16 protein-coding genes and 2 pseudogenes are annotated in these 22,810 nt (G+C 64.3%); 12 read left to right on the forward strand and 6 right to left on the reverse strand.

Features of this window, described 5'->3' with window-relative positions:
- Window positions 1-58 precede the first annotated feature (58 nt).
- From cbiB to cobT, 4 genes are all read left to right on the forward strand, one after another.
- Entirely contained in the window at window positions 59-1,042 is a 984-nt protein-coding gene (cbiB, locus tag KKQ75_RS01295; RefSeq protein WP_213359218.1) for an adenosylcobinamide-phosphate synthase CbiB, read from the forward strand.
- Window positions 1,039-2,181: an aminotransferase class I/II-fold pyridoxal phosphate-dependent enzyme gene (locus KKQ75_RS01300; protein WP_250130961.1), complete on the forward strand. Its 1,143-nt coding sequence runs from the start codon at window positions 1,039-1,041 to the stop codon at window positions 2,179-2,181. The genes cbiB and KKQ75_RS01300 overlap by 4 nt, the downstream gene beginning before the upstream one ends.
- Before the next feature lie 110 nt (window positions 2,182-2,291).
- On the forward strand, window positions 2,292-3,803 hold the full coding sequence (locus KKQ75_RS01305; protein ID WP_213362622.1) for a cobyric acid synthase: 1,512 nt from the start codon (window positions 2,292-2,294) through the stop codon (window positions 3,801-3,803).
- Window positions 3,804-3,833: 30 nt separating this feature from the next.
- Complete coding sequence (gene cobT / locus KKQ75_RS01310) at window positions 3,834-4,874, forward strand: nicotinate-nucleotide--dimethylbenzimidazole phosphoribosyltransferase (RefSeq protein WP_213359225.1); 1,041 nt, start codon at window positions 3,834-3,836, stop codon at window positions 4,872-4,874.
- Window positions 4,875-4,896: 22 nt separating this feature from the next.
- On the opposite strand, the gene KKQ75_RS01315 is transcribed toward cobT, so the two are convergent.
- From KKQ75_RS01315 to nth, 4 genes are all read right to left on the reverse strand, one after another.
- The gene (locus KKQ75_RS01315) at window positions 4,897-5,493 is read right to left on the reverse strand and encodes a chromate transporter (protein WP_213359227.1); all 597 of its coding nucleotides are present in this window, start codon (window positions 5,491-5,493) and stop codon (window positions 4,897-4,899) included.
- The gene (locus tag KKQ75_RS01320) at window positions 5,490-6,083 is read right to left on the reverse strand and encodes a chromate transporter (protein WP_213359230.1); all 594 of its coding nucleotides are present in this window, start codon (window positions 6,081-6,083) and stop codon (window positions 5,490-5,492) included. The genes KKQ75_RS01315 and KKQ75_RS01320 overlap by 4 nt, the downstream gene beginning before the upstream one ends.
- 106 nt (window positions 6,084-6,189) lie before the next feature.
- Window positions 6,190-6,765 carry a hypothetical protein gene (locus KKQ75_RS01325; RefSeq protein WP_213359233.1) on the reverse strand — a complete coding sequence of 192 codons (576 nt, stop codon included), beginning with the start codon at window positions 6,763-6,765 and terminating at the stop codon, window positions 6,190-6,192.
- Between the two features lie 73 nt (window positions 6,766-6,838).
- Window positions 6,839-7,501, reverse strand: coding sequence for an endonuclease III (gene nth / locus KKQ75_RS01330; protein WP_213359236.1), 663 nt, complete (start codon window positions 7,499-7,501; stop codon window positions 6,839-6,841).
- A 133-nt stretch (window positions 7,502-7,634) separates the two neighbouring features.
- Here nth and KKQ75_RS01335 point away from each other — a divergent pair, with 133 nt between their 5' ends.
- Entirely contained in the window at window positions 7,635-8,822 is a 1,188-nt protein-coding gene (locus KKQ75_RS01335) for a PLP-dependent aminotransferase family protein (protein ID WP_213359239.1), read from the forward strand.
- Between the two features lie 55 nt (window positions 8,823-8,877).
- A complete protein-coding gene (gene ppc, locus KKQ75_RS01340) occupies window positions 8,878-11,691 on the forward strand; it encodes a phosphoenolpyruvate carboxylase (RefSeq protein WP_213359249.1) in 2,814 nt (937 codons plus the stop codon).
- A gap of 21 nt (window positions 11,692-11,712) precedes the next feature.
- Here ppc and KKQ75_RS01345 read toward each other — a convergent pair whose 3' ends face one another.
- The gene (locus KKQ75_RS01345; RefSeq protein WP_213359253.1) at window positions 11,713-12,273 is read right to left on the reverse strand and encodes a redoxin domain-containing protein; all 561 of its coding nucleotides are present in this window, start codon (window positions 12,271-12,273) and stop codon (window positions 11,713-11,715) included.
- Between the two features lie 132 nt (window positions 12,274-12,405).
- Between KKQ75_RS01345 and KKQ75_RS01350 the strand changes: the two genes are divergently transcribed.
- The 6 genes and pseudogenes from KKQ75_RS01350 (at window position 12,406) to KKQ75_RS01370 (ending at window position 21,101) form a co-directional block, all read left to right on the forward strand.
- A complete protein-coding gene (locus KKQ75_RS01350) occupies window positions 12,406-13,950 on the forward strand; it encodes a type I restriction-modification system subunit M (protein ID WP_213359256.1) in 1,545 nt (514 codons plus the stop codon).
- Complete coding sequence (locus KKQ75_RS01355; RefSeq protein ID WP_213359270.1) at window positions 13,940-15,271, forward strand: restriction endonuclease subunit S; 1,332 nt, start codon at window positions 13,940-13,942, stop codon at window positions 15,269-15,271. The genes KKQ75_RS01350 and KKQ75_RS01355 overlap by 11 nt, the downstream gene beginning before the upstream one ends.
- 335 nt (window positions 15,272-15,606) lie before the next feature.
- Window positions 15,607-16,680, forward strand: coding sequence for a Fic family protein (locus KKQ75_RS01360; RefSeq protein WP_213359273.1), 1,074 nt, complete (start codon window positions 15,607-15,609; stop codon window positions 16,678-16,680).
- A 37-nt stretch (window positions 16,681-16,717) separates the two neighbouring features.
- Window positions 16,718-18,868: pseudogene (locus KKQ75_RS01365) on the forward strand (type I restriction endonuclease subunit R); the annotation flags it as partial.
- 66 nt (window positions 18,869-18,934) lie between these two features.
- Window positions 18,935-19,930 (forward strand): annotated as a pseudogene (locus KKQ75_RS13165) (DUF3387 domain-containing protein); the annotation flags it as partial.
- Between the two features lie 106 nt (window positions 19,931-20,036).
- Window positions 20,037-21,101, forward strand: a complete 1,065-nt coding sequence (locus KKQ75_RS01370) for an NAD(P)H-dependent flavin oxidoreductase (protein WP_213359278.1) — start codon at window positions 20,037-20,039, stop codon at window positions 21,099-21,101.
- A 142-nt stretch (window positions 21,102-21,243) separates the two neighbouring features.
- Here the strand turns inward: KKQ75_RS01370 and KKQ75_RS01375 are convergent, their stop codons facing one another.
- Window positions 21,244-22,809, reverse strand: a complete 1,566-nt coding sequence (locus tag KKQ75_RS01375) for a mechanosensitive ion channel (protein ID WP_213359281.1) — start codon at window positions 22,807-22,809, stop codon at window positions 21,244-21,246.
- Between the last annotated feature and the right edge of the window lies 1 nt (window position 22,810).

Raw genomic sequence — 22,810 nt, forward strand, 5'->3', positions numbered from 1 at the left:
TCCGCGGCGGCACCCTTGCGGGTGCCGTGCATGCTACCGACCCGGCAGGAGTGTTGCCATGACAGGACCACACGGACTCTGGATCGGATTTGCAGCCGTGCTGCTTGCCCTGATGATCGACCAGTGGATCGGGGAGCCGCCACCGCGCTGGCACCCGGTTGTCTGGATGGGCAACTACCTGGGCCGTGCCGGGCGCTGGCTGCAGGCGCGGGTGCGCCCGCACGAGGCTGACTGGCCGAGCTTCTGGCGCGGAGCACTGGCCTGGTGGGGCGGTGCGTTGCTTGTGCTGGTAGTGGCAGGAGCGCTGCAATGGCTATTGTTGCAGTTGCCGTGGGGCTGGGCCGCCCTGCTGCTGGGCATTGCGCTGAAGCCGTTGCTGGCCTGGCGCATGCTGACCGACGAGGTGGCGGCGGTGGAGGTGGCGCTGGGGCGTTCCCTGCAGGAAGGGCAGCAGCAACTGGCGCGCATCGTCAGCCGTGATGTGACGCAGCTGGGCGAAGAGCAGGTGCGCGAGAGCGCCATCGAGAGCCTCGCCGAGAACCTGAATGATTCCGTGATTGCGCCGCTGTTCTGGTTTGCGTTGCTGGGTCTGCCCGGTGCGGCGCTGTTCCGTTATGCCGATACGGCCGATTCCATGTGGGGCTACCGCGGCGACTACCGCGGCCAGGTCTGGGAATGGGCGGGCAAATGGGCGGCGCGTGTCGATGACGTGCTGGCCTGGCTGCCCGCACGCATCACCGGACTGGCGCTGCTGCTGTCCGGCATGCGGCCGACGCGCTGTTCACTGCAGCGCCTGCAGCAGGAGGCAGGGCGGACGCCCTCACCCAACAGTGGCTGGCCCATGGCCGCCATGGCGATGGTCCTGGATGTGCGCTTGCGCAAGCCGGGCGTATACACCCTGCATGCGGCGGGACAGGCGGCGCAGGCCAGCCATGTGCCGCGCGCCGTGCAGATGACGCGAGTGGCCGTGCTGGGCCTGCTCGGAATCACAATCTTGTTCGCAGCGCTGGCCTTTCATGGCTGGCAGGGGAGGGCTGCATGACAGACACCATGATGGTTGCGGCGCACGGCGGCACCGATGCCATGGGGGCCGCGCCGTGGGATTTTTCGACCAACAGCAATGCGGCCGGGCCGTGCCCGTACACGATGGAGGCGCTGAATGCGGCCGATGCCACGCGCTATCCCGATCCCACCTATCGGCGCCTGCGCGAGCAGCTGGCCGAGTTCCATGACGTGGAAGTGCAGCGCATCGTGATCGGTGCCAGTGCCAGCGAATTGATTGCACGGCTGGCGGCCTGGACGGCCCTGCGCCATCCGCATGGCGCAAGCTGGATGCCGCAGTTCCATTACGGCGACTACGCCGTGGCATCCAGCAAGGTCGGGCTGAAGCGCACGGAGATGATTGCCGAGGCGGACCTGGTCTGGCTCTGTGCACCGTCCAGCCCGCTGGGCCAGGCGCTGACCCTGCCGGAAGACTGGGATTTGCGCAAGCCCGGAGCGATCGTGGTGCTGGATTGTGCCTACGCGCCGCTGCAGTTGTCGTTCAAGCCGCTGGCTCCCGAACTGGACCGGGATGCGGTCTGGCAGCTCTGGACGCCCAACAAGGCGCTGGGTGTGTGCGGCATCCGTGGCGCCTATGCCATTGCGCCGCTGCATGCGGAGCGTGGCGCAATTGCGGAGTTTGCGCAGCTGGGGCCGTCGTGGCCGACGGGCGCGCACGGCGTGGCGCTGCTGGAAAGCTGGTGCTCGCCCATGACGCAGCGCTGGATGAACGAGGCACGGTATATCCTGCGCAGCTGGAAACTGCAGCAGATGGCGCGCTTGCAGATGCTGGGCTGGGAAGCGATTCCAAGCGAGACAAATTTTGGCGTGATGCGCCTGCCCTGGCCGCTGCTGCTGTTCGATCAGCCGGACGTGCCGGGCGGGCGGGGCGAGCCGGCGCAACCGCGTTGCGATGCGAGCGGCGGGTGGGACGGCATGCAGGCGGATGCCTCGGCATTGCGCGTGCTGAGTCCCTACTGGCACAGCCTGACGCAGGCGCTGCGTGCGCGCGGAGTCAAGCTGCGTGATTGCTGCAGTTTTGGCCTGCCGGGCCATGTGCGCCTGTGCGTGCACACGCCGCAGGCGCAGCAGGCGCTGGTGCATGCCTGGACGGAAGTGATGCAGGAGTTGAAGGCATGAACGGAATACAGCAGGGTGCAGGCCGGAGCGAGGGGGCGCCGGGACACGCCATGCCGGCCAGGGCGACTCAGGCGGCGGACACATCCGGCCGCCGGCTGGCGCCGTGCGTGATGGTGCTGGGCTGCACCAGCGGTGCGGGCAAGAGCTGGCTGACGACGGCGCTGTGCCGCTGGTATGCGCGACAGGGATTGCGTGTGGCGCCGTTCAAGGCGCAGAACATGAGCAACAACGCGCGCGTGGTGGGCGGCACGGCGGCCTGTCCGGATGGCGGCGAAATCGGCAGCGCGCAGTATTTCCAGGCCCTGGCTGCGCGCGCCGAGCCGGAAGTGCGCATGAATCCGCTGCTGCTCAAGCCCGAGGCGGATACGCGCAGCCAGGTGGTGGTGCTGGGACAGGTGGATGCGGAGCTGACAGCCATGCCCTGGCGCGGCCGCAGCGAGAAGGTCTGGCCGCAGATTGCCGCAGCGCTCGACGCGCTGCGTGCCGAGAATGACGTGGTGGTGATCGAAGGGGCGGGTTCGCCTGCCGAGATCAACCTCATGGGCAGCGATGTGGTCAATCTGCGGGTGGCGCGCCATACCGGGGCGGCCTGCCTGCTGGTGGCCGATATCGATCGCGGGGGCGCCTTTGCCCACCTGTACGGTACCTGGGCACTGATGCCCGAAGCGGATCGCGCATTGCTGCGCGGCTTCGTGCTGAACAAGTTCCGCGGTGATGCCAGCCTGCTGGCGCCGGCACCGGACATGCTGCAGGCGATGACCGGCGTGCCGGTGCTGGCAACCTTGCCCATGTGGCGCGGCCATGGCCTGCCGGAAGAGGACGGCGTGTTCGACGACGCGCCCACCGGTGGCGAGGAAGCCACGGTGACGGTAGCCATCGTGGCCTATCCGCGCATCAGCAACCTGGATGAGTTCGAGCCGCTGCGGCAGCTGCCCGGCGTGCGCGTGCGCTGGGTACGCCAGGCGCAGCAGCTGGCTGCGCTGGGGGCGCAGGACTGGATCATCCTGCCCGGCAGCAAGAGCACTTCGGCCGATCTGCAGTGGCTGCGCAGTCGGGGGCTGGATGCCGCCATTCGCCAGCATGCGGTGCGCGGCGGCAAGGTGCTGGGCGTGTGCGGCGGCCTGCAGATGCTGGGCGAAGCCGTGATCGATCTCGAAGGGGTGGAGGCACGGGGTGCGGGCGGCAACGGGCCGGGCATCGGCCTGCTGCCGCTGGTGACGCTGTTCGAATCGCGCAAGACGGTGTGCCGCACGCAGGCGCGCTTCGCCCCCCTGGAAGGCGCCTGGGCGCCGCTGGCGGGCATGGCGGTGGCGGGCTACGAAATCCACATGGGCCAGACCGCGCCCCATGCGGCCATGGTGCGCACCGGCCATGTGGCACACGAAGCGCTGCAGGATGCCGATGGCAAGGTCATCGGCTGGACCAATGGCGCTGCGACCTCGGATATTCCCCACGCGGGGAATGTGCTGGGCCTGTATCTGCACGGACTGCTGGAGCAGCCGGCCGTGCTGCAGGCCCTGTTCGGCAGTGCGCCCGTAGCGCTGGATACGGTGTTCGAGCGCGCTGCCGATTTTGTGGAAGAGCATTTTGGCGCGCCCGTGCTGCGCCAACTGCTTGTTTGATTGCTTGTACTGACTGGGAGAAATATCACCATGCGTCTGGAACTGGATCCTGTGCTGGACCTCGAGAATGCCGAACTGCGCGCCGAACTGCAGCGCGCCATCGACCAGAAGACCAAACCGCTCGGCTCGCTGGGCGCGCTGGAGCATCTGGCGCTGGAGATCGGCATGATCCGCAAGAGCACACGCCCCGTTCTGGAGCAGCCCCAGATGGTGGTGTTTGCCGGGGACCATGGCCTGGTGAAGCGCGGCGTGTCGGCGTTTCCGCAGGACGTGACCTGGCAGATGGTGGAGAACTTCCTGGCCGGGGGCGCCGCCGTGAGTGTGCTGGCCAGGCAGCACGGCATTGCCCTGACCGTGGTGGATTGCGGGGTGGCGCATGATTTTGCGCCGCGTCCGGCCCTGCGCGTCTGCAAGGTGGCGCCAGGCACCGCCGATTGCAGCCAGGGCCCGGCCATGACGATGGAGCAATGCCTGCAGGCGATCCGCAACGGCCAGGAGCTGGTGCGCAGCCTGCCGGGCAATGCCCTGATGCTGGGCGAGATGGGCATTGGCAACACCTCGTCGGCCTCGCTGCTGCTGGCGCGCCTGCATGGGGTGGATCTGGTGGACTGCACCGGCGCCGGCACCGGCTTGAACTCCGAAGGGGTGCGGCACAAGATTGCGGTGCTGCGCGAAGCGCTGGCAGCAAACCCGGATACCGGGGATGCGCTGGATGCACTGGCAGCCCTCGGCGGTTTCGAGATCGCCACCATGGTGGGTGCGATGCTGCAGGCGGCGGCGCAAGACCGCCTGCTGCTGATCGATGGCGTGATCGTCACTTCGGCCCTGCTGGTGGCCGCGAAGATCGAGCCCAGGGTGCTGCAGCGCTGCATTTTCTCGCACCGTTCCGGCGAGCCAGGCCACCAGTACATGCTCGAGGTGCTGCACGCCAGACCGCTGCTGGACTGGGGCATGCGTCTGGGCGAAGGCTCGGGCGCGGCGATTGCCTGGCCGCTGCTCGAATCCGCCTGCACCATGCTGCGCGACATGGCGAGTTTTGCCAGCGCCGGGGTGGATGGGCAATCCGCCTGATTTGCAGGGGTGAACCGGGCGGCTAGACCCAGCCCAGTCCGCCCAGCAGGGCACCCGCTGCGATCAGCCACAGCAGGTGCACCTGCGTGCGCCAGACGATCAGGGTGGCGGCCAGCGTCAGCAGCCAGAGTCGCCAGTCCTGTCTGGCATGGTCGTGTGCGGCGGCCAGCAGCCAGCCGGTGGCGATCATCAGCGCGACCACCAGCGGAGCCATGCCGGACTTGAAGGCACGCACCGCACGGCGCTGTCGGTTGCGTTGCGCCCAGCGGCTGGCATGGTAGGCCAGCACGAGTGCCGGCAGCATGCAACCCGTCATGGCCAGCAGCAGGCCGAACAGCGCCAGCACCAGGGCGTGCGGTCCGGCAGCGAGGCCGCCAGCGGCATTCAGGCCGAGATTCCAGCCCAGCAGCCCGACGAATAGCACATTGGGGCCGGGCGCGGCCTGGGCCAGCGCGATGGAAGAGTTGAACTGCGCTTCGCTCAGCCAGTGGTGCTGGCTCACCAGGTAGCGGTGCATGTCGGGCGCGGTGCTCATCGGCCCGCCAACTGCCAGCAGCGACAGCGAGAGAAACTGCAGGAAGATATCCAGCCACTGGGCGCTGGTGAGTGTGATGGTCATGGCTGCTGTCGCGTGGCGGCCCGGTGGCCGAGGCGGAGGTAGGAAAGCACGCAGCTCAAGCTGCCCAGGCCCAGCAGCACCCAGATCAGCGGCCAGCGCAGCAGGGCGACGGCGACGAAGGCGAGCACGGCGATGGCAGCCGCCAGGGGCAGGCCGAGAGGATGGGTCTTGAGGGCACTGGCCAGGCGCAGGCCGGTGGCGGTGACCAGTCCGGCAGCGACGGCGCCCATTCCGCGCAAGGCACCCTGGGCCACGGGATGACCGGCCAGGTCCGCATGGAGCAAGGCGACCAGCAAGACGATGACCATCGGCGCCGCCAGCATGCCGGCCATGGCCGCGAGTGCGCCGGACAGCCCGAAATGCCGGGCACCGAAGGCAATGCACAAATTGATGACATTCGGCCCGGGCAGCGTTTGCGCTACGGCCCATTCTTCCACGAACTGCTCGCGCGTGAGCCAGCGCTTGCGATCGACCAGTTCGCGCTGGGTGATGGCCATTACGCCGCCAAAGCCCTGGAGCGCCAGCCAGGTAAAGGACCAGAACAGGTCGGCGCGGGACCGGGGCTGGCAGGGTGGCAGGGTGTTGGGCATGGCCCAATTATGAGGGCATGCGCCCCATCGGGGGATACACGGGAGGGCCCAGCGGCGTTGCTGGTGCAGTGGCCGCTGCACCGGTGCAGGAGGGCTGGAGCGTGGATCACCCCAGCGGCGCACGATGGGTGCCGTGGGCAGGCACCAGTGCCAGATTGCAGGGGTCGTGCAGAAACTCCGCCAGCAGCGCGCGATAGTGCGGCAGTTGCTGCAGGTGCCGGGCACGGTCGTGCACGCTGCCGTCACCGTGGAGGAAGGCAGCATCGAAATAGTGTGCAATCAGGTCGGCCTGCTGCTCCATGTTGAGTTCGCAGAAGCGCTCCGCATGGGGCAACAGATGCTGGTAGCGGTAGGCAAGCTGCTGCCGGTAGCCGCCGCGCAGGGCCAGCCGAACCCCATGGCGCCACAGGCGAAAGCCACGCTGCCACTGCCAGGCGTGCACCAGCTCGTGCACGAACCACAGCTTGGTGGCGTCATCGGCCAGGGCAAAGTCGTGGTGCACCAGACGCGGTGGAAACACCAGCGTGTTGCCATGCGCCAGTGCCGCGCGGGTCAGGTGCGGCAGTCCCAGCCAGCCGCCGCTCTGGATGCGGATCAGCGCATAGTCCAACCCGTCGCGGAACAACGGGCGCACCAGCGCGATTTCGCTGTCGGTCAGGGTGCGGCGGGGGGCGAAACGCATGGCGGGTGCACGGGGCTGAACGGGCTTGGGCGGGCTGTCGGTGCGGAAGTTTCCGTGCCGGATCAGCAGGGCCTCATGCCGCCGCTTTTTGGCGTGTGCCCTTGGCAGGGGTCTTGGGCTGGAAGTCACAGCTGTCGGCCACGGCACAGTGCCAGCATTCGGGCGTGCGTGCCTTGCAGATGTAGCGGCCGTGCAGGATCAGCCAGTGGTGAGCATGCACCAGAAATTCCCTGGGCACGCGCTTGAGCAACTGCTTTTCCACGGCCAGCGGCGTCTTGCCGGGCGCCAGGCCGGTGCGGTTGCTGACGCGGAAGATGTGCGTATCCACCGCCATGGTCGGTTCGCCAAAGGCGACGTTGAGCACTACGTTGGCGGTCTTGCGACCGACTCCAGGCAGCTTTTCCAGCGCCTCGCGGCTGTGCGGCACTTCGCCGCCGAACTCGTCCAGCAGCAGGCGGCAGGTGGCCATGATGTGTTTGGCCTTGCTGCGGTACAGGCCGATGGTCTTGATGTAGCTCTCCAGCCCTTCCAGGCCCAGGTCGAGGATGGCCTGCGGCGTGTTGGCCACCGGATAGAGCAGACGCGTGGCCTTGTTCACGCCCACATCGGTGGCCTGCGCGCTGAGCAGCACGGCGATCAGCAGTTCGAACGGAGTGCTGTATGCGAGCTCGGTTTCGGGGTGCGGATTGGCGGCCTGCAGCACGCTGAAGAAGCGGACGATCTGGTCTTTTTTCATGGGGAACAAAAAACTTCAAGCCCGCCACGCAAGGCGGGAGCCGCTATAGTCTGTCTGTTGTTGTCGATTGCGCGATTGTGGCACGCCCCGCAGGGGGAGTGCCTGTCGTGCGTTTTATCCAGGATCCCGCTCCATGCAATTTGCCTCTCGCCTGCAAAACTGCGAAACCTCCGCCATCCGCGAACTGTTCAAGCTGCTCGGCAAGCCCGGCATCATCAGCTTTGCCGGCGGTTTTCCGGATCCTGCCTTGTTCGACGTGGAGGGCTTTCGCGCGGCCAGCACCGATGCGCTGCAGCAGTGGCCCGGCGCGGCACTGCAGTACGGCGCTACCGAAGGCTTCGGTCCGCTCAAGGAGCAGATTGCCGTGCTCTCCGGCAACAAGAGTGCACCGCTGTCCGAGGACGACTTCATCGTCACCACCGGCAGCCAGCAGGCCCTGGACCTGATCGGCAAGTGCATGATTTCGCCCGGCGACAAGGTGATTGTGGAACGTCCGACCTTTCTGGCCACCATCCAGTGCTTCCGCCTGTATGGCGCCGAGGTGATCAGCGCGCCCATCGATGGCGATGGTGTGCAGGTCGACCAGCTGGAGGCGCTGATCGCCGAGCACAAGCCCAAACTGGTGTACCTGATTCCCACCTTCGGCAACCCGAGCGGCGCCATGCTCACGCTGGAGCGCCGCAAGCGCGTGCTGGAACTGGCCGCGCAGTACCAGACCCTGGTGGTGGAGGATGATCCCTACGGCGACCTGTTCTTCGATGCCCCGCCGCCGCCCAGCCTGCTGGCGCTGAGCAGTGAGGTGCCCGGCAGCCGTGAGTGGCTAGTCCACTGCGGCAGTCTGAGCAAGATCCTGTCACCGGGACTGCGCCTGGGCTGGCTGGTGGCTCCCAAGGCGTTGCTGGCCAATGCCGTAATGTGCAAGCAATTCAGCGATGCCAATACCAGCACCTATGCCCAGGCCACCGCAGCTGCCTATCTGCAGAGCAACCGCCTGCCGCAGGCGGTAAACCAGGTGCGCCGTGTCTATGCCGAGCGCGCCCGCTGCATGGCCGAAAGCCTGCGCCGCGAACTGGGCGATGCCGTCAGCTTCCACGAGCCGAGCGGTGGCATGTTCTTCTGGCTGCGCCTGACCGGCGCCAACGGGCGCGAGGCCGATGCCGGTGCATTTGCCAAGCGCGCCGTCGACAAGCTGGTCGCTTTTGTGCCCGGCGCTCCCTTCTTTGCCCAGCAGCCCGATCAGGCCTGCTTCCGCATGAGCTTTGCCACCTCGGATCTGGAGAAGATCGAGGAGGGCGTGCGGAGAATGGGCCAGGCGCTGTGATGCGCTGCCATTTCGCCAAGAGGCCCGCTGACTCTTTTCTTTTGCGAGACCTTCCATGCCCCAGTCTGCTTCCCTGCACAAAGAGCAACCCCTGATCGACGATATCCGCCTGCTGGGCAAGCTGCTGGGCGATGTGATCCGGGAGCAGGAGGGCGAGCCTGTGTATCAGTTGGTCGAGCGCATCCGCCAGCTGTCGGTCGCCTATCGCATCCGCGACGACAAGGGAGCCGGCCAGACGCTGGCCGAGCTGCTGAAAAACCTGTCGCTGGAACAGACCGTGCAGGTGGCGCGGGCCTTCAGCTATTTCTCGCATCTGGCCAATATCGCCGAAGACCACCACCACATTCGCCGCCGCCAGTTTCACGAGCGCCGCGGCGAGGCGCAGCGTGGTTCGCTGGCGGCGGGCCTGGCGCGGCTGCAGGAAGAGGGCGTTTCGGCCGAGCGCATCGCCGGACTGCTGGAGCAGGCGTATGTGTCGCCGGTGCTGACCGCTCATCCGACCGAGGTGCAGCGCACCATCATCCTGACCGCCGAGCGTGCCATTGCGCAGCTGGTAGCCGAGCGCGAGCAGGCCGTAACCACCCGCGAGCGCGAGCGCAACACGCTGCTGCTCAAGGCGCGCATCACCCAGCTGTGGCAGACGCGCATGCTGCGCGACGAGAAACTCAGCGTGGCCGACGAAATCCGCAACGCGCTGGCCTACTACCACAGCACCTTTCTGCGCGAGGTGCCGCACCTGTATGCCGAACTGGAAGAGGCATTGCCCGGCCAGCCGATCGCGCCGTTCTTCCGCATGGGCAACTGGATTGGCGGCGACCGCGACGGCAACCCTTTCGTCACCGCCGAGAGCCTGGCGCTGGCGTTCCGCCTGCAGTGCGAAACCGCGCTGACGCACTACCTGCATGAGCTCAACGCGCTGGGGCTGGAGCTGTCCATGTCCACCATCCTGGTCGATGTGGAGCCGGAACTGCAGGCGCTGGCTGATACCGTGGGGGATACCAACATCCATCGCAAGGACGAACCCTACCGCCGCGTGGTGATCGGCATCTATGCCCGGGTGGCGGCGACGCTGAAGCAGCGCACCGGCATCGACGCACCGTATGCGCCGGCCGTGAGGGGAGAACCCTATGCCAGCGCCGACGAACTGCTGGCCCATTTGCGCCTGCTAGAGTGCTCACTGCGTGAGCATCACGGCACGCCGCTGCTGGCACTGCGCCTGTCCGAACTGCTGCGCGCCGTGGAGGTGTTCGGCTTCCACCTGGCCACGGTGGACCTGCGCCAGAACTCGGAAGAACACGAAGCCGTGGTGGCCGAACTGCTGCGCGTGGCGCAGCTGCAGGACGACTACAGCGCGCTCAACGAAGCCGGCAAACGCGCCTGCCTGCAGCAGGTGCTGGCCGATGTGCGTCCGCTGCAGGTGCCGCATGCCGACTACAGCGAGAAGGTCCATGGCGAACTGGGGGTGTTCCGTGCCGCATTGCAGCATCTGGAACAGTACGGCCGCCATGCGCTGCGCCACTACATCATCTCGCACACCGAGGATGTGAGCGATCTGCTGGAAGTGATGGTGCTGATGAAGGAAACCGGCCTGCTGCGCGGCTTCGGCACGGCGCAGGGGCGCAGCCGGTTGATCGTTTCGCCGCTGTTCGAGACCATTGCCGACCTGCAGGCCGCCACGCGCATCATGCGCGAGTGGTATGCGCTGCCGGGCGTGCTGGACATGGTGCTGGCCAGCGGCGCCGAGCAGGACATCATGCTGGGCTACAGCGACAGCAACAAGGATGGCGGCATGTTCACCAGCAACTGGAACCTGTATCAGACCGAGCAGGAACTGCTGACGCTGTTCGATCCGCTGCGCGAACAGCACGGCGTGAAGCTGCGCCTCTTCCACGGCCGTGGCGGTACCGTGGGGCGTGGTGGCGGCCCAAGCTACCAGGCCATCCTGGCGCAGCCGCCCGGTACCGTGAACGGCCAGATCCGCCTGACGGAGCAGGGCGAAGTGATTGCCTCCAAATACGCCAATCCGGAAATTGGCCGCCGCAACCTGGAAACCCTGGTGGCGGCCACGCTGGAGGCCAGTCTGCTGGCGCCGTCCGAGCCGGTTCCCGAGGCGTATTTGCACGCGGCGCAACAGATCAGCGATGCGTGTTTCTCGGCCTACCGCGCGCTGGTGTACGACACGCCCGGCTTTACCGACTATTTCTTTGCCGCCACGCCGCTGCGCGAGATTTCCGAGCTGAACATCGGCTCACGCCCGGCCAGCCGCAAGGCCTTGCGCAGTATCGAGGATCTGCGGGCGATCCCCTGGGGCTTCAGCTGGGGCCAGTCGCGCGTGGCGCTGCCGGGCTGGGCCGGCTTTGGCAGTGGCGTGCGGCAGTGGCTCATGGCGGGTGGTGATGCGCCGGACGCGCAGCGCCTGCAGACGCTGCAGGCCATGTACCGCGAGTGGCCGTTCTTTGCCACCGTGCTGTCCAACCTGGACATGGTGCTGTCCAAGACCGACATGCCGATTGCCGAACGCTATGTCGAACTGGTGCCGGACCAGGCGCTGGGACGCCGGATTTTCGGGGCCATCCGTGCCGAGTGGGACGCCACGCAGGACATGCTGGCGCTGATCACCGGCGAAAGCGACCGTCTGGCGCACAACCCGGCGCTGGCGCGCTCGATTGCGCACCGCTTCCCGTACATCGATCCGCTCAACCACCTGCAGGTGGAACTGATGCGGCGTTACCGGGCCAGCAAGGAGAGCGCGGCGCCGGATGGCGCCGAACTGGCGCTGCCGACGTGGCAGCAGCAGCCGGCGCGGCTCAAGCGCGGGATCCATATCTCGGTGAACGGGATTGCTGCGGGGCTGCGCAATACCGGCTAAGGCTGTGCCGGCACCACGGTCTCAGCCAGCGATACGCGCCCACAGTAGCCGCAATTGCAGGCCCCAGTTGCTGGTCAGCCCCACCGTCCGGCTGGAGATGCTGCCATCCGGCGCCAGAATGATGAAGCTGGGGGTGGAGTTCACGCCAAAGGTGCGCGCGATGTCACCTTGCGGGTCCATGGCACTGTTCCAGCGCAGGCCGCTTTTCTGCTCATAGGCCGCCACCGTCGAGGCAGGGCCGGACTGCATGGCGATGGGCAGCACAGGGTACTTCTGCACCAGCGCGTCCACCGAACCCTGTTCCAGCTTGCAGATCGGGCACCAGGTGGCCCAGAAGTACAGCAACACAGGCTCTCCGGCGTGCTGCTGGCGCCATTGCGTCAGCGTATGCGTGGCGCCGACACTGGCCGCGCGCTCGAACTGCACCTCGGGTGCCTGTCCGGACGCCATGTTGCGTGTCTGCCAAAGGTGAGCGGCCATGAAAGCGGCCAGCAGGACGGCCAGATTGACCGCCCAGGAGCGGGCGCGGCGGCGCCAGGGCGAGGGCCCGGACGGTTTGGGGGTTGGCTCGGAAGATTGCATGGGGCAAGCATAGCGGGTTGAAACTATCCTCTTCGCCGCGGCCCCGAAATTCCAGAGTGCGAAAGGCGGCTGAGCGAGGCTAAAAGCAGGGCAGGAGTTGGTACCATCGACCGCTTACACACCGTTCCCGCCATGCTCGATTCCACCAAGAAAACCCTCTGGGCCACCGCCGACAAGCTGCGCGCCAACATGGATGCAGCCGAATACAAGCACCTGGTGCTTGGTCTGATCTTTCTCAAGTACGTTTCCGACACCTTCACGGCTCGCCAGACCGAAATCAAGGCACGCCTGCGCGACCCCGAGGACGAGTACTACTACGGCGATGCTGCCGACGAAGACATTGCCGCAGAGCTGGAAGACCGCGATTACTACACCAGCGCCAACGTCTTCTGGGTGCCCGAAAACGCACGCTGGGAAACCCTGCGCGCCGGTGCCCGCAGCCCCGAAATCGGCAAGCAGATTGACAACGCTCTGACCCTGATCGAGGGCGAGAACCCGCGCCTCAAAGGGATTCTGGACAAGCGCTACGCCCGTGCCCAGTTGCCCGATGGCAAGCTCGGTGAGCTGGTGGACTTGGTCTCCACCATCGGCTTTGGTGAAGATGCCTCGGTCGCGCGTGATGTGCTGGGACAGGTGTACGAGTATTTTCTGGGCCTGTTCGCCAGTGCCGAGGGCAAGCGCGGCGGGCAGTTCTACACGCCGGCCGCCATCGTCAAGACGCTGGTGGCCGTGCTGGCCCCGCACCACGGCCAGGTGTACGACCCGTGCTGCGGCTCGGGCGGCATGTTCGTGCAGAGCGAAAAGTTCATCGAGGCGCACGGCGGCAAGCGGGGCGACGTGTCCATCTACGGGCAGGAATCCAATCCCACCACCTGGCGCCTGGCGGCCATGAACCTGGCCATTCGCGGCATCGACTTCGACCTGGGACGCGAGCCGGCTGACACTTTCGTGCGTGACCAGCATCCGGACCTGCGCGCCGACTACTGCCTGGCCAACCCGCCCTTCAACATCAGCGACTGGTGGCACCCCAGCCTGGACGGCGACGCCCGCTGGGTCTACGGCACACCGCCCGCCGGCAACGCCAACTACGCCTGGCTGCAACACATCCTGCACCACCTCAAGCCCACGGGCCGAGCCGGCATTGTGCTGGCCAACGGCAGCATGAGCTCCAGCCAAAACAGCGAAGGCCAGATTCGCGCAGCCATGGTGGACGCCGATGTGGTGGAAGTCATGGTGGCCCTGCCGGGCCAGCTGTTCTTCAACACGCAAATCCCAGCGTGCTTGTGGTTCTTGGCCAAGCAAAAAAGCCGCAAGGGTGAAGTGCTGTTCATCGACGCCCGCAAACAAGGCCGCATGATCAGCCGCGTACAAAGCGAGCTGAGCGACGAGGTCATCGAGCGCATCGGCCAGACCGTGGCCGACTGGCGTGCAGGCAGCGACGCCTACCAGGACGTGCCCGGCTTCTGCCGCAGCGTGCCCCTGGCCGAGATCGCCCAGCAGGGCCATGTGCTCACCCCCGGCCGCTACGTGGGTGCCGAAGAGGTGGACGACGACGACGAGGCCTTTGCCGAAAAGATGCAGAAGCTCACCGCTAAGCTGGGCGAACAAATGGCCAAAGGCGCAGAGCTGGATGCGCTGATTCGGCAGAAGCTGGGGGGGCTGGGGTATGAGTTCTGAGTGGCGACTCACAACCCTAGGTGAGATTTGTGCCGAGCAAGGTGGCGCAATTCAAACAGGTCCCTTTGGCAGCCAGCTGCATACCTCCGACTACAAAGAGGTGGGCATTCCAGTTGTCATGCCAACAAATATTGGCGATGGTGGAATCGTTGAGGATGGCATTGCACGAATAGATCAATCAGATGTTGATCGCCTGTCACAGCACAAACTGATGTTGAATGACATTGTGTTTAGCCGTCGTGGCGACGTGACGAAAAATGCTTTGATTCGCGAGCATGAGGTCGGATGGTTTTGTGGCACCGGTTGCTTGAAGGTGCGCTTGGGTGCAGAGCGCATTGCAAACGCGAAATTCATTTCGCACTGCTTGCGCTTGCCAGATACCAAGGACTGGTTGGTGCGGCACGCTGTGGGCGCAACGATGCCCAATCTAAATACGGGAATTCTTTCAGCGGTTCCGATCAATTTGCCGCCCATATCTGTTCAGCGTGAAATCGCTGGAATGTTGGGTAGCTTGGATGACCGCATCACCCTCCTGCGCGAAACCAACGCCACCCTCGAAGCCATCGCCCAAACTCTGTTCAAGTCATGGTTCGTCGACTTCGATCCCGTCCGCGCCAAGATGGAAGGCCGTGCACCCGAAGGCATGGACGAGACTACGGCGGGCCTATTCCCAGATGCGCTATCCACAAGTGAGTTGGGGATGATCCCGTATGGCTGGCAGGTTCGTACCATTGGAGATCTTGTAGAAACGGTCGGAGGAGCTACGCCCTCAACCAAGGATGAGGCGTACTGGGCGCCGGCGACCTATCATTGGACATCTCCTAAGGACTTATCCGGCTTGGTGAGTCCGGTGCTGCTGGAGACGGAGCGCAAGATCAGCGCAACCGGCCTGGAGAAAATCAGCTCGGGCCTGCTGCCGGGGGGAACCCTTTTGATGTCTTCTCGGGCACCCATAGGCTATCTTGCTGTGGCGCAGATGCCAGTTGCCATTAATCAGGGCTATATCGCGATGCTTCCTGGAAGCACTCTACCTCCACTCTTCATGTTGTTCTGGTGCAAGCACAATATGCAGAGCATCAAAGGGCATGCCAACGGCTCTACCTTCATGGAGATCAGCAAGAAGGTGTTTCGCTCTATTCCCATCGTCGAGCCGCCCAAGGCGATCGTGGAAGCCTTTGTTGACGTGGTCGGAGACCTTTTCGCCAGATTGGCGGAAAACGAAAGGCAGGCTCGGACGCTCGTTACACTCCGCGATACCTTGCTTCCCCGTTTAGTATCCGGCCAGCTGCGCCTGCCACAAACTGAATCGGAGACCGAATGAAGGTGCCAACGTACGAAGACATTGAGGCCTTGCTTGCGCAGTTGGCTACCTGCATTGCCGATGACCTGGAAAACGGACTTCCTGTGCAGGAACACAGGGGAGGGAAAGCCCTTTTACACGTTGCGTCTGGGCGGGCCGAGCGTTTAGCAAACAATTAACAATGGTTGCTGAATCTTGTAAAAATTAAATAAAATCAATGAGTTAGTGGATTAATTGCCAAGCGAAGACGCATAAGCACCTTGACATGTATACAAATCGCGTTTTTCTATACACGTCGATGCTAACATGTATAGAAATTCCGTTTTTCTATACACGTCCAAGGCTGCGAACCCCTCATGGCAACCCTTTTCCCTCTGGAGACGCTGGATCCGGCACGCTTCGATGCGCCGCGCATCCTGAAAAAACTGGCCAGCAGCAGCCGTCGCCTGGCCGAACTCAAGGGTGTGGCTGCCTCCATTCCCAACCAGAGCATCCTGATCAACACCCTGGGCCTGCAGGAGGCCAAGGACAGTTCAGCCATCGAGAATATCGTCACCACGCATGATGAGTTGTTCAAGGACGACGTGGACCCGGAGGCATTCGCAAACCCTGCCGCCAAGGAAGTGCTGCGCTACCGCCAGGCCTTGCGCGTGGGGTTCGAGCAGGTGCGCAGCACCGGGCTGCTGACCAGCAACCACATCATCGAAATCCAGCGCGAGCTGGAGCGCAACAACGCAGGTTTTCGCAAACTACCCGGCACCGCACTCAAGGACGGGGCTGGTCGCACGGTCTATACGCCGCCGCAGGAGCCGGAAGAAATCGTTGCCCTCATGCGCGATCTGGAGCGTTTCATGAACGATCCTGCAGTGTTCGACGTGGATCCGCTTATCAAGATGGCGCTGATGCATCACCAGTTCGAGAGCATCCATCCCTTCTATGATGGCAACGGACGTACCGGGCGTATCCTGAATGTGCTGTATCTGGTGAAAGAGGGCTTGCTTGACATCCCGGTGCTATACCTGAGCCAGCACATTGTGCAGAACAAGGGCGACTACTACCGCCTGTTGCAGACGGTACGGGATGAGGACACCTGGGAGGAGTGGGTGCTGTACATGCTGGAGGCGGTAGAAGTTACCGCACAGCAGACTATCCAGACGGTGCAGGCCATTCATGGAGCATTGATGGACTACAAGCACCGTATCCGTGACGAGCACAAGTTCTACAGCCAGGATCTGATCAACAACCTTTTCACGCACCCGTATACCAAGATTGATTTTGTGCAGCGGGATTTGAATGTTTCCAGATTGACTGCCACCCGTTATCTGGATGCATTGGCGGCGTCCGGGTTTGTGGAAAAGCAGAAAATCGGGCGCAGTAACTACTACGTCAATCTTGCGCTGACCCGGATTCTGCTGAGTCAGGGGGAGTAATCGCTGTGCACGCAAACATCAGGCAGGAGCCATCGCCATGACCGAAGACCAACTCGAACAGGAAGCCCTGGCCTGGCTGACCGAGGTAGGCTATACGGTGCGCTATGGTCTGGACATCGCTCCCGATGGCATCGACCCCGAGCGCAGCGACTTCCGTCAGGCCATCTTGCCCCAGCGCCTGCTCGCCGCCATCCAGCGGCTGAACCCCGGCATGCCGGCCTCGGCTTGCGACGATGCACTGCAGCAGGTGCTGCATCTGGGCATTCCTGCGCAACTGTCGGCCAACCGGGCCTTCCACAAGCTGCTGGTGGGCGGCGTGCCGGTGCAATACCAGCGCGATGGCGAAACCGTGGGCGATTTTGTGCGCCTGATGGACTGGACCGATCCCTCCCGCAACGAGTTCTGGGCCGTCAACCAGTTTTCGCTGCGCGGGCCGCACCATGTGCGCCGGCCCGATATCGTGCTGTTCATCAACGGCCTGCCGCTGGTGCTGCTGGAGTTGAAGAATCCCGCCGACGAGGTCGCCGATATCTGGCGTGCCTGGCAGCAGTTGCAGACCTACAAGGAGCAGATTCCGGACATCTTCCAGTACAACGAGGTGCTGGTGATTTCCGATGGCAGCGATGCACGGCTGGGGTCACTTTCGGCCGATACCGAGCGTTTCATGCAGTGGCGCACCATTGACGGCAGTTGTATGGACCCGCTGGGAGCATTCAACGAACTGGAAACGCTGGTGCGCGGGGTGCTGGCGCCGGAGTATCTTCTGGATTACCTGCGCTTCTTTGTGCTATTTGAGGATGACGGCCAGCTGGTCAAGAAGATTGCCGGCTACCACCAGTTTCATGCCGTGCGTGCGGCGGTGGAACAGGTCGTGGCGGCGTCGCGGCCGGACAGCGCTGCGGGCGTGCGCGGCAAGGGTGGCGTGGTGTGGCATACGCAGGGCAGCGGCAAGAGCATCACCATGACTTGCTTTGCCGCCCGCGTGATGCAGGAGCCGGCCATGGCCAACCCCACGCTGGTGGTGATTACCGACCGCAATGATCTGGACGGGCAATTGTTCGGCGTATTCAGCCTGGCGCAAGACCTGCTGCGCGAAACCCCCGTACAAGCCCATACGCGGCAGCAATTGCGGCAATTGCTGGGCAACCGGCCTTCCGGCGGCATCATTTTTGCCACCATCCAGAAATTCATGCCTGGAGAAGATGAGGACGTGTTTCCGCTGCTGTCCGACCGGCGCAATATCGTGGTGGTGGCGGACGAGGCGCACCGCACGCAGTATGGTTTCGAGGCTAGGCTCAAGGCACCGAAGGCGAGTACCGCCAGCTACGGTGCGATCACGACCGGTGATGGGGAGAGCAGGTTAGAGGCAGGCACGACCGAGTTTGCGCCCCCGCCTTACGGCGCCAGCAGCTACCAGGTGGGCTACGCGCAGCACTTGCGTGATGCCTTGCCCAATGCCACGTTCGTGGCCTTTACCGGCACGCCAGTCAGCAGCACCGACCGCGACACCCGGGCCGTATTCGGAGATTACATCCACATCTACGACATGCAGCAGGCCAAGGAAGATGGCGCTACGGTGGCCATTTATTACGAGTCGCGTCTGGCCAAGCTGCGTTTGAGGGAGGAAGACCTGTCGCAGATTGACGATGAAGTCGATGAACTGGCCGAGGGCGAGGAAGAGGGGACCCAGGCCCGCCTCAAGAGCCGCTGGGCTGCGCTGGAAAAAATCGTGGGTGCCCAGCCGCGCGTGGCCAGAGTGGCTGCCGATCTGGTGGCGCACTTCGAGGAGCGCAACAAGGCACAGCAAGGCAAGGCCATGGTGGTGACCATGAGCCGCGACATCTGCGTGCACCTCTACGACGAAATCATCAAGCTGCGTCCCGAGTGGCACAGCGCTGATCCCGAGCAGGGAGCCATCAAGATCGTGATGACGGGCAGTGCGAGTGACAAGGAATTGCTGCGCCCGCACATCTACAGCAGCCAGGTGAAGAAACGGCTGGAAAAGCGTTTCAAGGATCCGGCTGACCCCTTGCGCATGGTGATTGTGCGCGACATGTGGCTGACCGGGTTTGATGCGCCTTGCGTGCACACCATGTATGTGGACAAGCCCATGAAGGGCCACAACCTGATGCAGGCCATTGCGCGCGTGAACCGGGTGTTCCGCGACAAGCAGGGCGGATTGGTGGTGGATTACATCGGCATTGGCAACGAATTGAAGGCTGCCATGCGCGAGTACACCGCCAGCCAGGGCCGTGGCCGGCCGACGGTGGACGCCCATGAAGCCCTTTCCGTGCTGCTGGAAAAGCTGGATGTGCTGCGTGCCATGCTGCACGGCTTTGACTACAGTGCATTCCGCACAGGTGGTCATCGCCTGCTGGCCGGTGCTGCCAACCATGTGCTGGGGCTCAAGCCCGAGCAGGGTGATGGCAAGCGCGATGGCAAGAAGCGCTTTGCCGACGCGGCGCTGGCCATGAGCAAGGCCTTCAGTCTGTGCTGTACGCTGGACGAGGCCAAGGCGGTCCGCGATGAGGTCGCCTTTTTGCAGGCCGTGAAGGTGATCCTCACCAAACGCGACACCAGCCAGCAACGAAGAACCGATGAGCAGCGTGAACTGGCTGTTCGGCAGATCATCAACCAGGCGGTGGTGAGCGAAGATGTTGTGGACATTTTCAACGCCGTGGGGCTGGAAAAGCCCAACATCGGCCTGCTGGATGAAGATTTCCTCGCGCAGGTGCGCAACCTGCCTGAAAAGAATCTCGCGGTGGAGTTGCTGGAGCGCCTGCTGGAAGGCGAGATCAGGAGCAAATTCGCCACCAATGTGGTGCAACAGAAGAAGTTTTCCGATTTGCTCGGCAACGTGATTACCCGCTACCAGAACCGCAGCATCGAAACCGCGCAGGTGATGGAGGAACTGGTGGAGATGGCCCGCCGCTTCCGCGAGGCGGCGCGACGCGGGGAGGAACTGGGCCTGAGTGAAGACGAAGTGAAGTTCTACGATGCGCTGGTCAACAACGAATCAGCCGTGCGCGAGTTGAGTGACGAAACACTGAAGAAGATCGCTCACGAGCTGACTGAGAACCTGCGCAAGAACATTACGGTGGATTGGGCCAGGCGTGAGAGCGTGCGCGCCACACTGCGGCTGATGGTCAAGCGCATCCTGCGCAAGTACAAGTACCCTCCGGATCAGGCAGAAGAAGCGGTGGAACTGGTGCTGCAGCAGGTGGAGACGCTGGGGGAAAGCTGGGCGTGACGTGCGGGGTCGTCCCTCCATTTGGGCCGCTTGGCAAAAGGGGTTTGCCAAACAGATTTACCATCGCGAAAGTCCCCCCCGTCTTCGCTGAAAGAGAGTCCATCGCATGACTTCGTCTACTACATTCCTGGCGCGCCTAGGCATCCGGTATCCCATCATCCAGGCTCCCATGACGGGTACCTCCACGCCCAGGCTCGCGGCGGCTGTTTCGAATGCAGGCGGGCTGGGCTCGCTCGGCATCGGCGCCAACACCCTCGAACAGGCACGGCAGATGATCGCGGAAACGCGCGCTCTGACGGACAAGCCTTTCAATGTCAACGTCTTTTGCCACGCGCCAGCGCAGCGTGATGCCGCGCGCGAGGCCGCGTGGGTGCAGCATCTGGCACCGCTGTTTGCCGAGGTGGGCGCGACCCCGCCGGATGCACTCAACGAGATCTACCGTACCTTTGTGAACGACGATGCCGCCTTGCAGATGTTGCTTGAGCTGCGCCCGACGGTGGTGAGTTTCCATTTCGGATTGCCGTCGCCACAGGCCCTGACCGCGCTGCGCGAGGCGGGCATCCTGACGATGGCGACGGCCACCAGTTTGCAGGAGGCACGCTGGATCGAGCAAGCGGGTATCGATGCCATCGTGGCTCAGGGCATCGAGGCAGGCGGCCATCGCGGCATGTTCGATCCGCAGGCGCCGGACGAGTGCTGGAGCACGGCGGTGCTGGTGCGCATGCTGGTGCAACAGACCAGGCTGCCGATCGTGGGTGCCGGCGGCATCATGGATGGTGCCGGCATCCGTGCCATGCTGGATCTGGGGGCGGCGGCTGCACAGCTGGGCACCGCGTTCGTGCTGTGTCCCGAATCGGCTGCCAACGTCGCCTATCGCCAGAATCTCAAGAGCGAGCGCGCAGCCCGTACGCGCCTGACCGAAGTGATTTCCGGACGTCCGGCGCGCGGCATGGTGAACCGGTTGATCACGTTTGGCGAAGCCGCAGGCAGTCCGCCGACCGCGGGTTATCCCATGACCTACGACGTGGCCAAACAGCTGAACGCAGTCGCCAGCCAGCAGGGCAATCATGAATTTGCCGCGCAGTGGGCCGGGCAGGGCGCGCCATTGGCTCGGGAAATGTCGGCGGCCGAGCTGATGCAGGTACTGGTCAGGGAGTGGAAGGGCGACTGAGTCCTGCAACAGGGGGGCCACGGACCCGAATCACTTTCCATGCGGCAGGCGCGGGCATGCATGGTTGCCGCCAAGCGCCACAAACAAGAAAGCCGGCTGCACCGGAAAAGGCACAGCCGGCTTTGGAGCCTGCAGCTTCGGATCAGCCTTGCGGCGGCTCGGTTCCCTGAGGCTTGCTGGCCGCATCCGGCAGCACCAGCGTGCTGTCCTTCTTGCAGGCGCCCTTGAGGCAGCAATCCACCCACTGGTTCGCCAGGCGTGCCGCGGCTTCACGGCCACCCAGGCCAAACGCGAGCGCCACGGCCACGGCCACGGCACCCAGCGTCAGCCCGAAGGCCAGATAGACGATCTCGTTGGCCACGCCCATGGCGCGCAGGCCCATGGCAATCACCAGACCCAGGATGGCAAAACGCGCGATGTTGGCGATCAGGCCGGAGGAGTGTTCGGCACGGCTCAGCGCCTGATAGGCCAGGTTGGCCAGCCAGAAGCCGATGATCATGATCACGCTGCCCAGCAGGATGTCGCCACCAAAGGCAGTGAAGGTGGTCAGCAGATCGCTCACCTGGGTGAAACCGAGCTGGTTGGCGGCTTCCACCACGGCAAACAGCATGGCGAAGAACATCAGCAGGCTGCCGGCCAGGTTGGAGGGCAGCAGGCTGCCGCTGAACATGCGCTGCATGCCGAGCTTGGCGGGCAGGGCGTCGGCGCCCACATTCTGCAACAGCGAGCGCAGCAGCATGGCGGCAAAGCGCGCCACGTACCAGGTCAGCAGCACGATGACGACGGCGGCGATGATATGCGGCACGGCCGTCAGGAACTGCTGCAGCATGTCGGTGGCGGGGCGGCTGATGGCCTCGATCTTCAGGGCATCGAGTGCGGCGATCAGTGCGGGCACCAGCACCATGATGTAGACGATGGTGCCGCCCAGGCTGGACAGGCGCAGGCCGTTGGCGGGCGCTTCGGTGGCGGCTACCTGGGCCGCGGTGTGGCCCAGCTTGTTGCCCAGATTGTCGGCACCGACTGCCGCCAGCAGATTGGTCACCAGGCCGCGCAGGATGCGTGCCACGATCCAGCCGACCACGCCGATCATCAGCGCCGCCAGAATGTTCGGCGCCATGGCCAGCGTCTTGTCGAGCATGGCCTGCATGGGCTGCAGCAGGCCGGTCATTTCCAGCGCGCCCAGGATGGCGGGCAGGAACAGCAGGATTACCAGCCAGAAGGCCACGTTGCCTGCATTGGTGCTGACCGGAGCCATGCCGGCTTCGGCGCTCAGGCGTTCATCGAGGCGCGTGGCGTTCAGGGCCTTGCCCACGCCGATCTTGATCAGCGTGGCCACGACCCAGGCCACCAGACCGATCACGCCCGCAGCAAAAATGCGCGGCAGGTAGCGCAGCACGTCCGTCAGCATCACGGCCAGCGGCGCGGACACCGTCGACAGGTTCAGTGCACTGAGCGCAGCCACGACGGCAGCCAGCAGGATCAGCCAGAACACCGCAATAGCGATTGGCGATTCGGCATCGACCTGGCGGCCGGTGCTGGTGTTGATGCGCTGGTTGAGCTTGCTCATGCCCAGCAGGCGGCGCACGCCGGCGCGTGCAAGGATGGCGATGATCCAGCCGACGGCAAAAATCGCCAGTGCGCCCAGGATCTGGGGCAACTGCGAGCCGACCGTATTCTGCATGGCCGTGGTGAAGGCGGTGGTATCCATG

The organism is Brachymonas denitrificans, from assembly GCF_907163135.1.
Taxonomy (GTDB): Bacteria; Pseudomonadota; Gammaproteobacteria; order Burkholderiales; family Burkholderiaceae_C; genus Brachymonas; species Brachymonas denitrificans_A.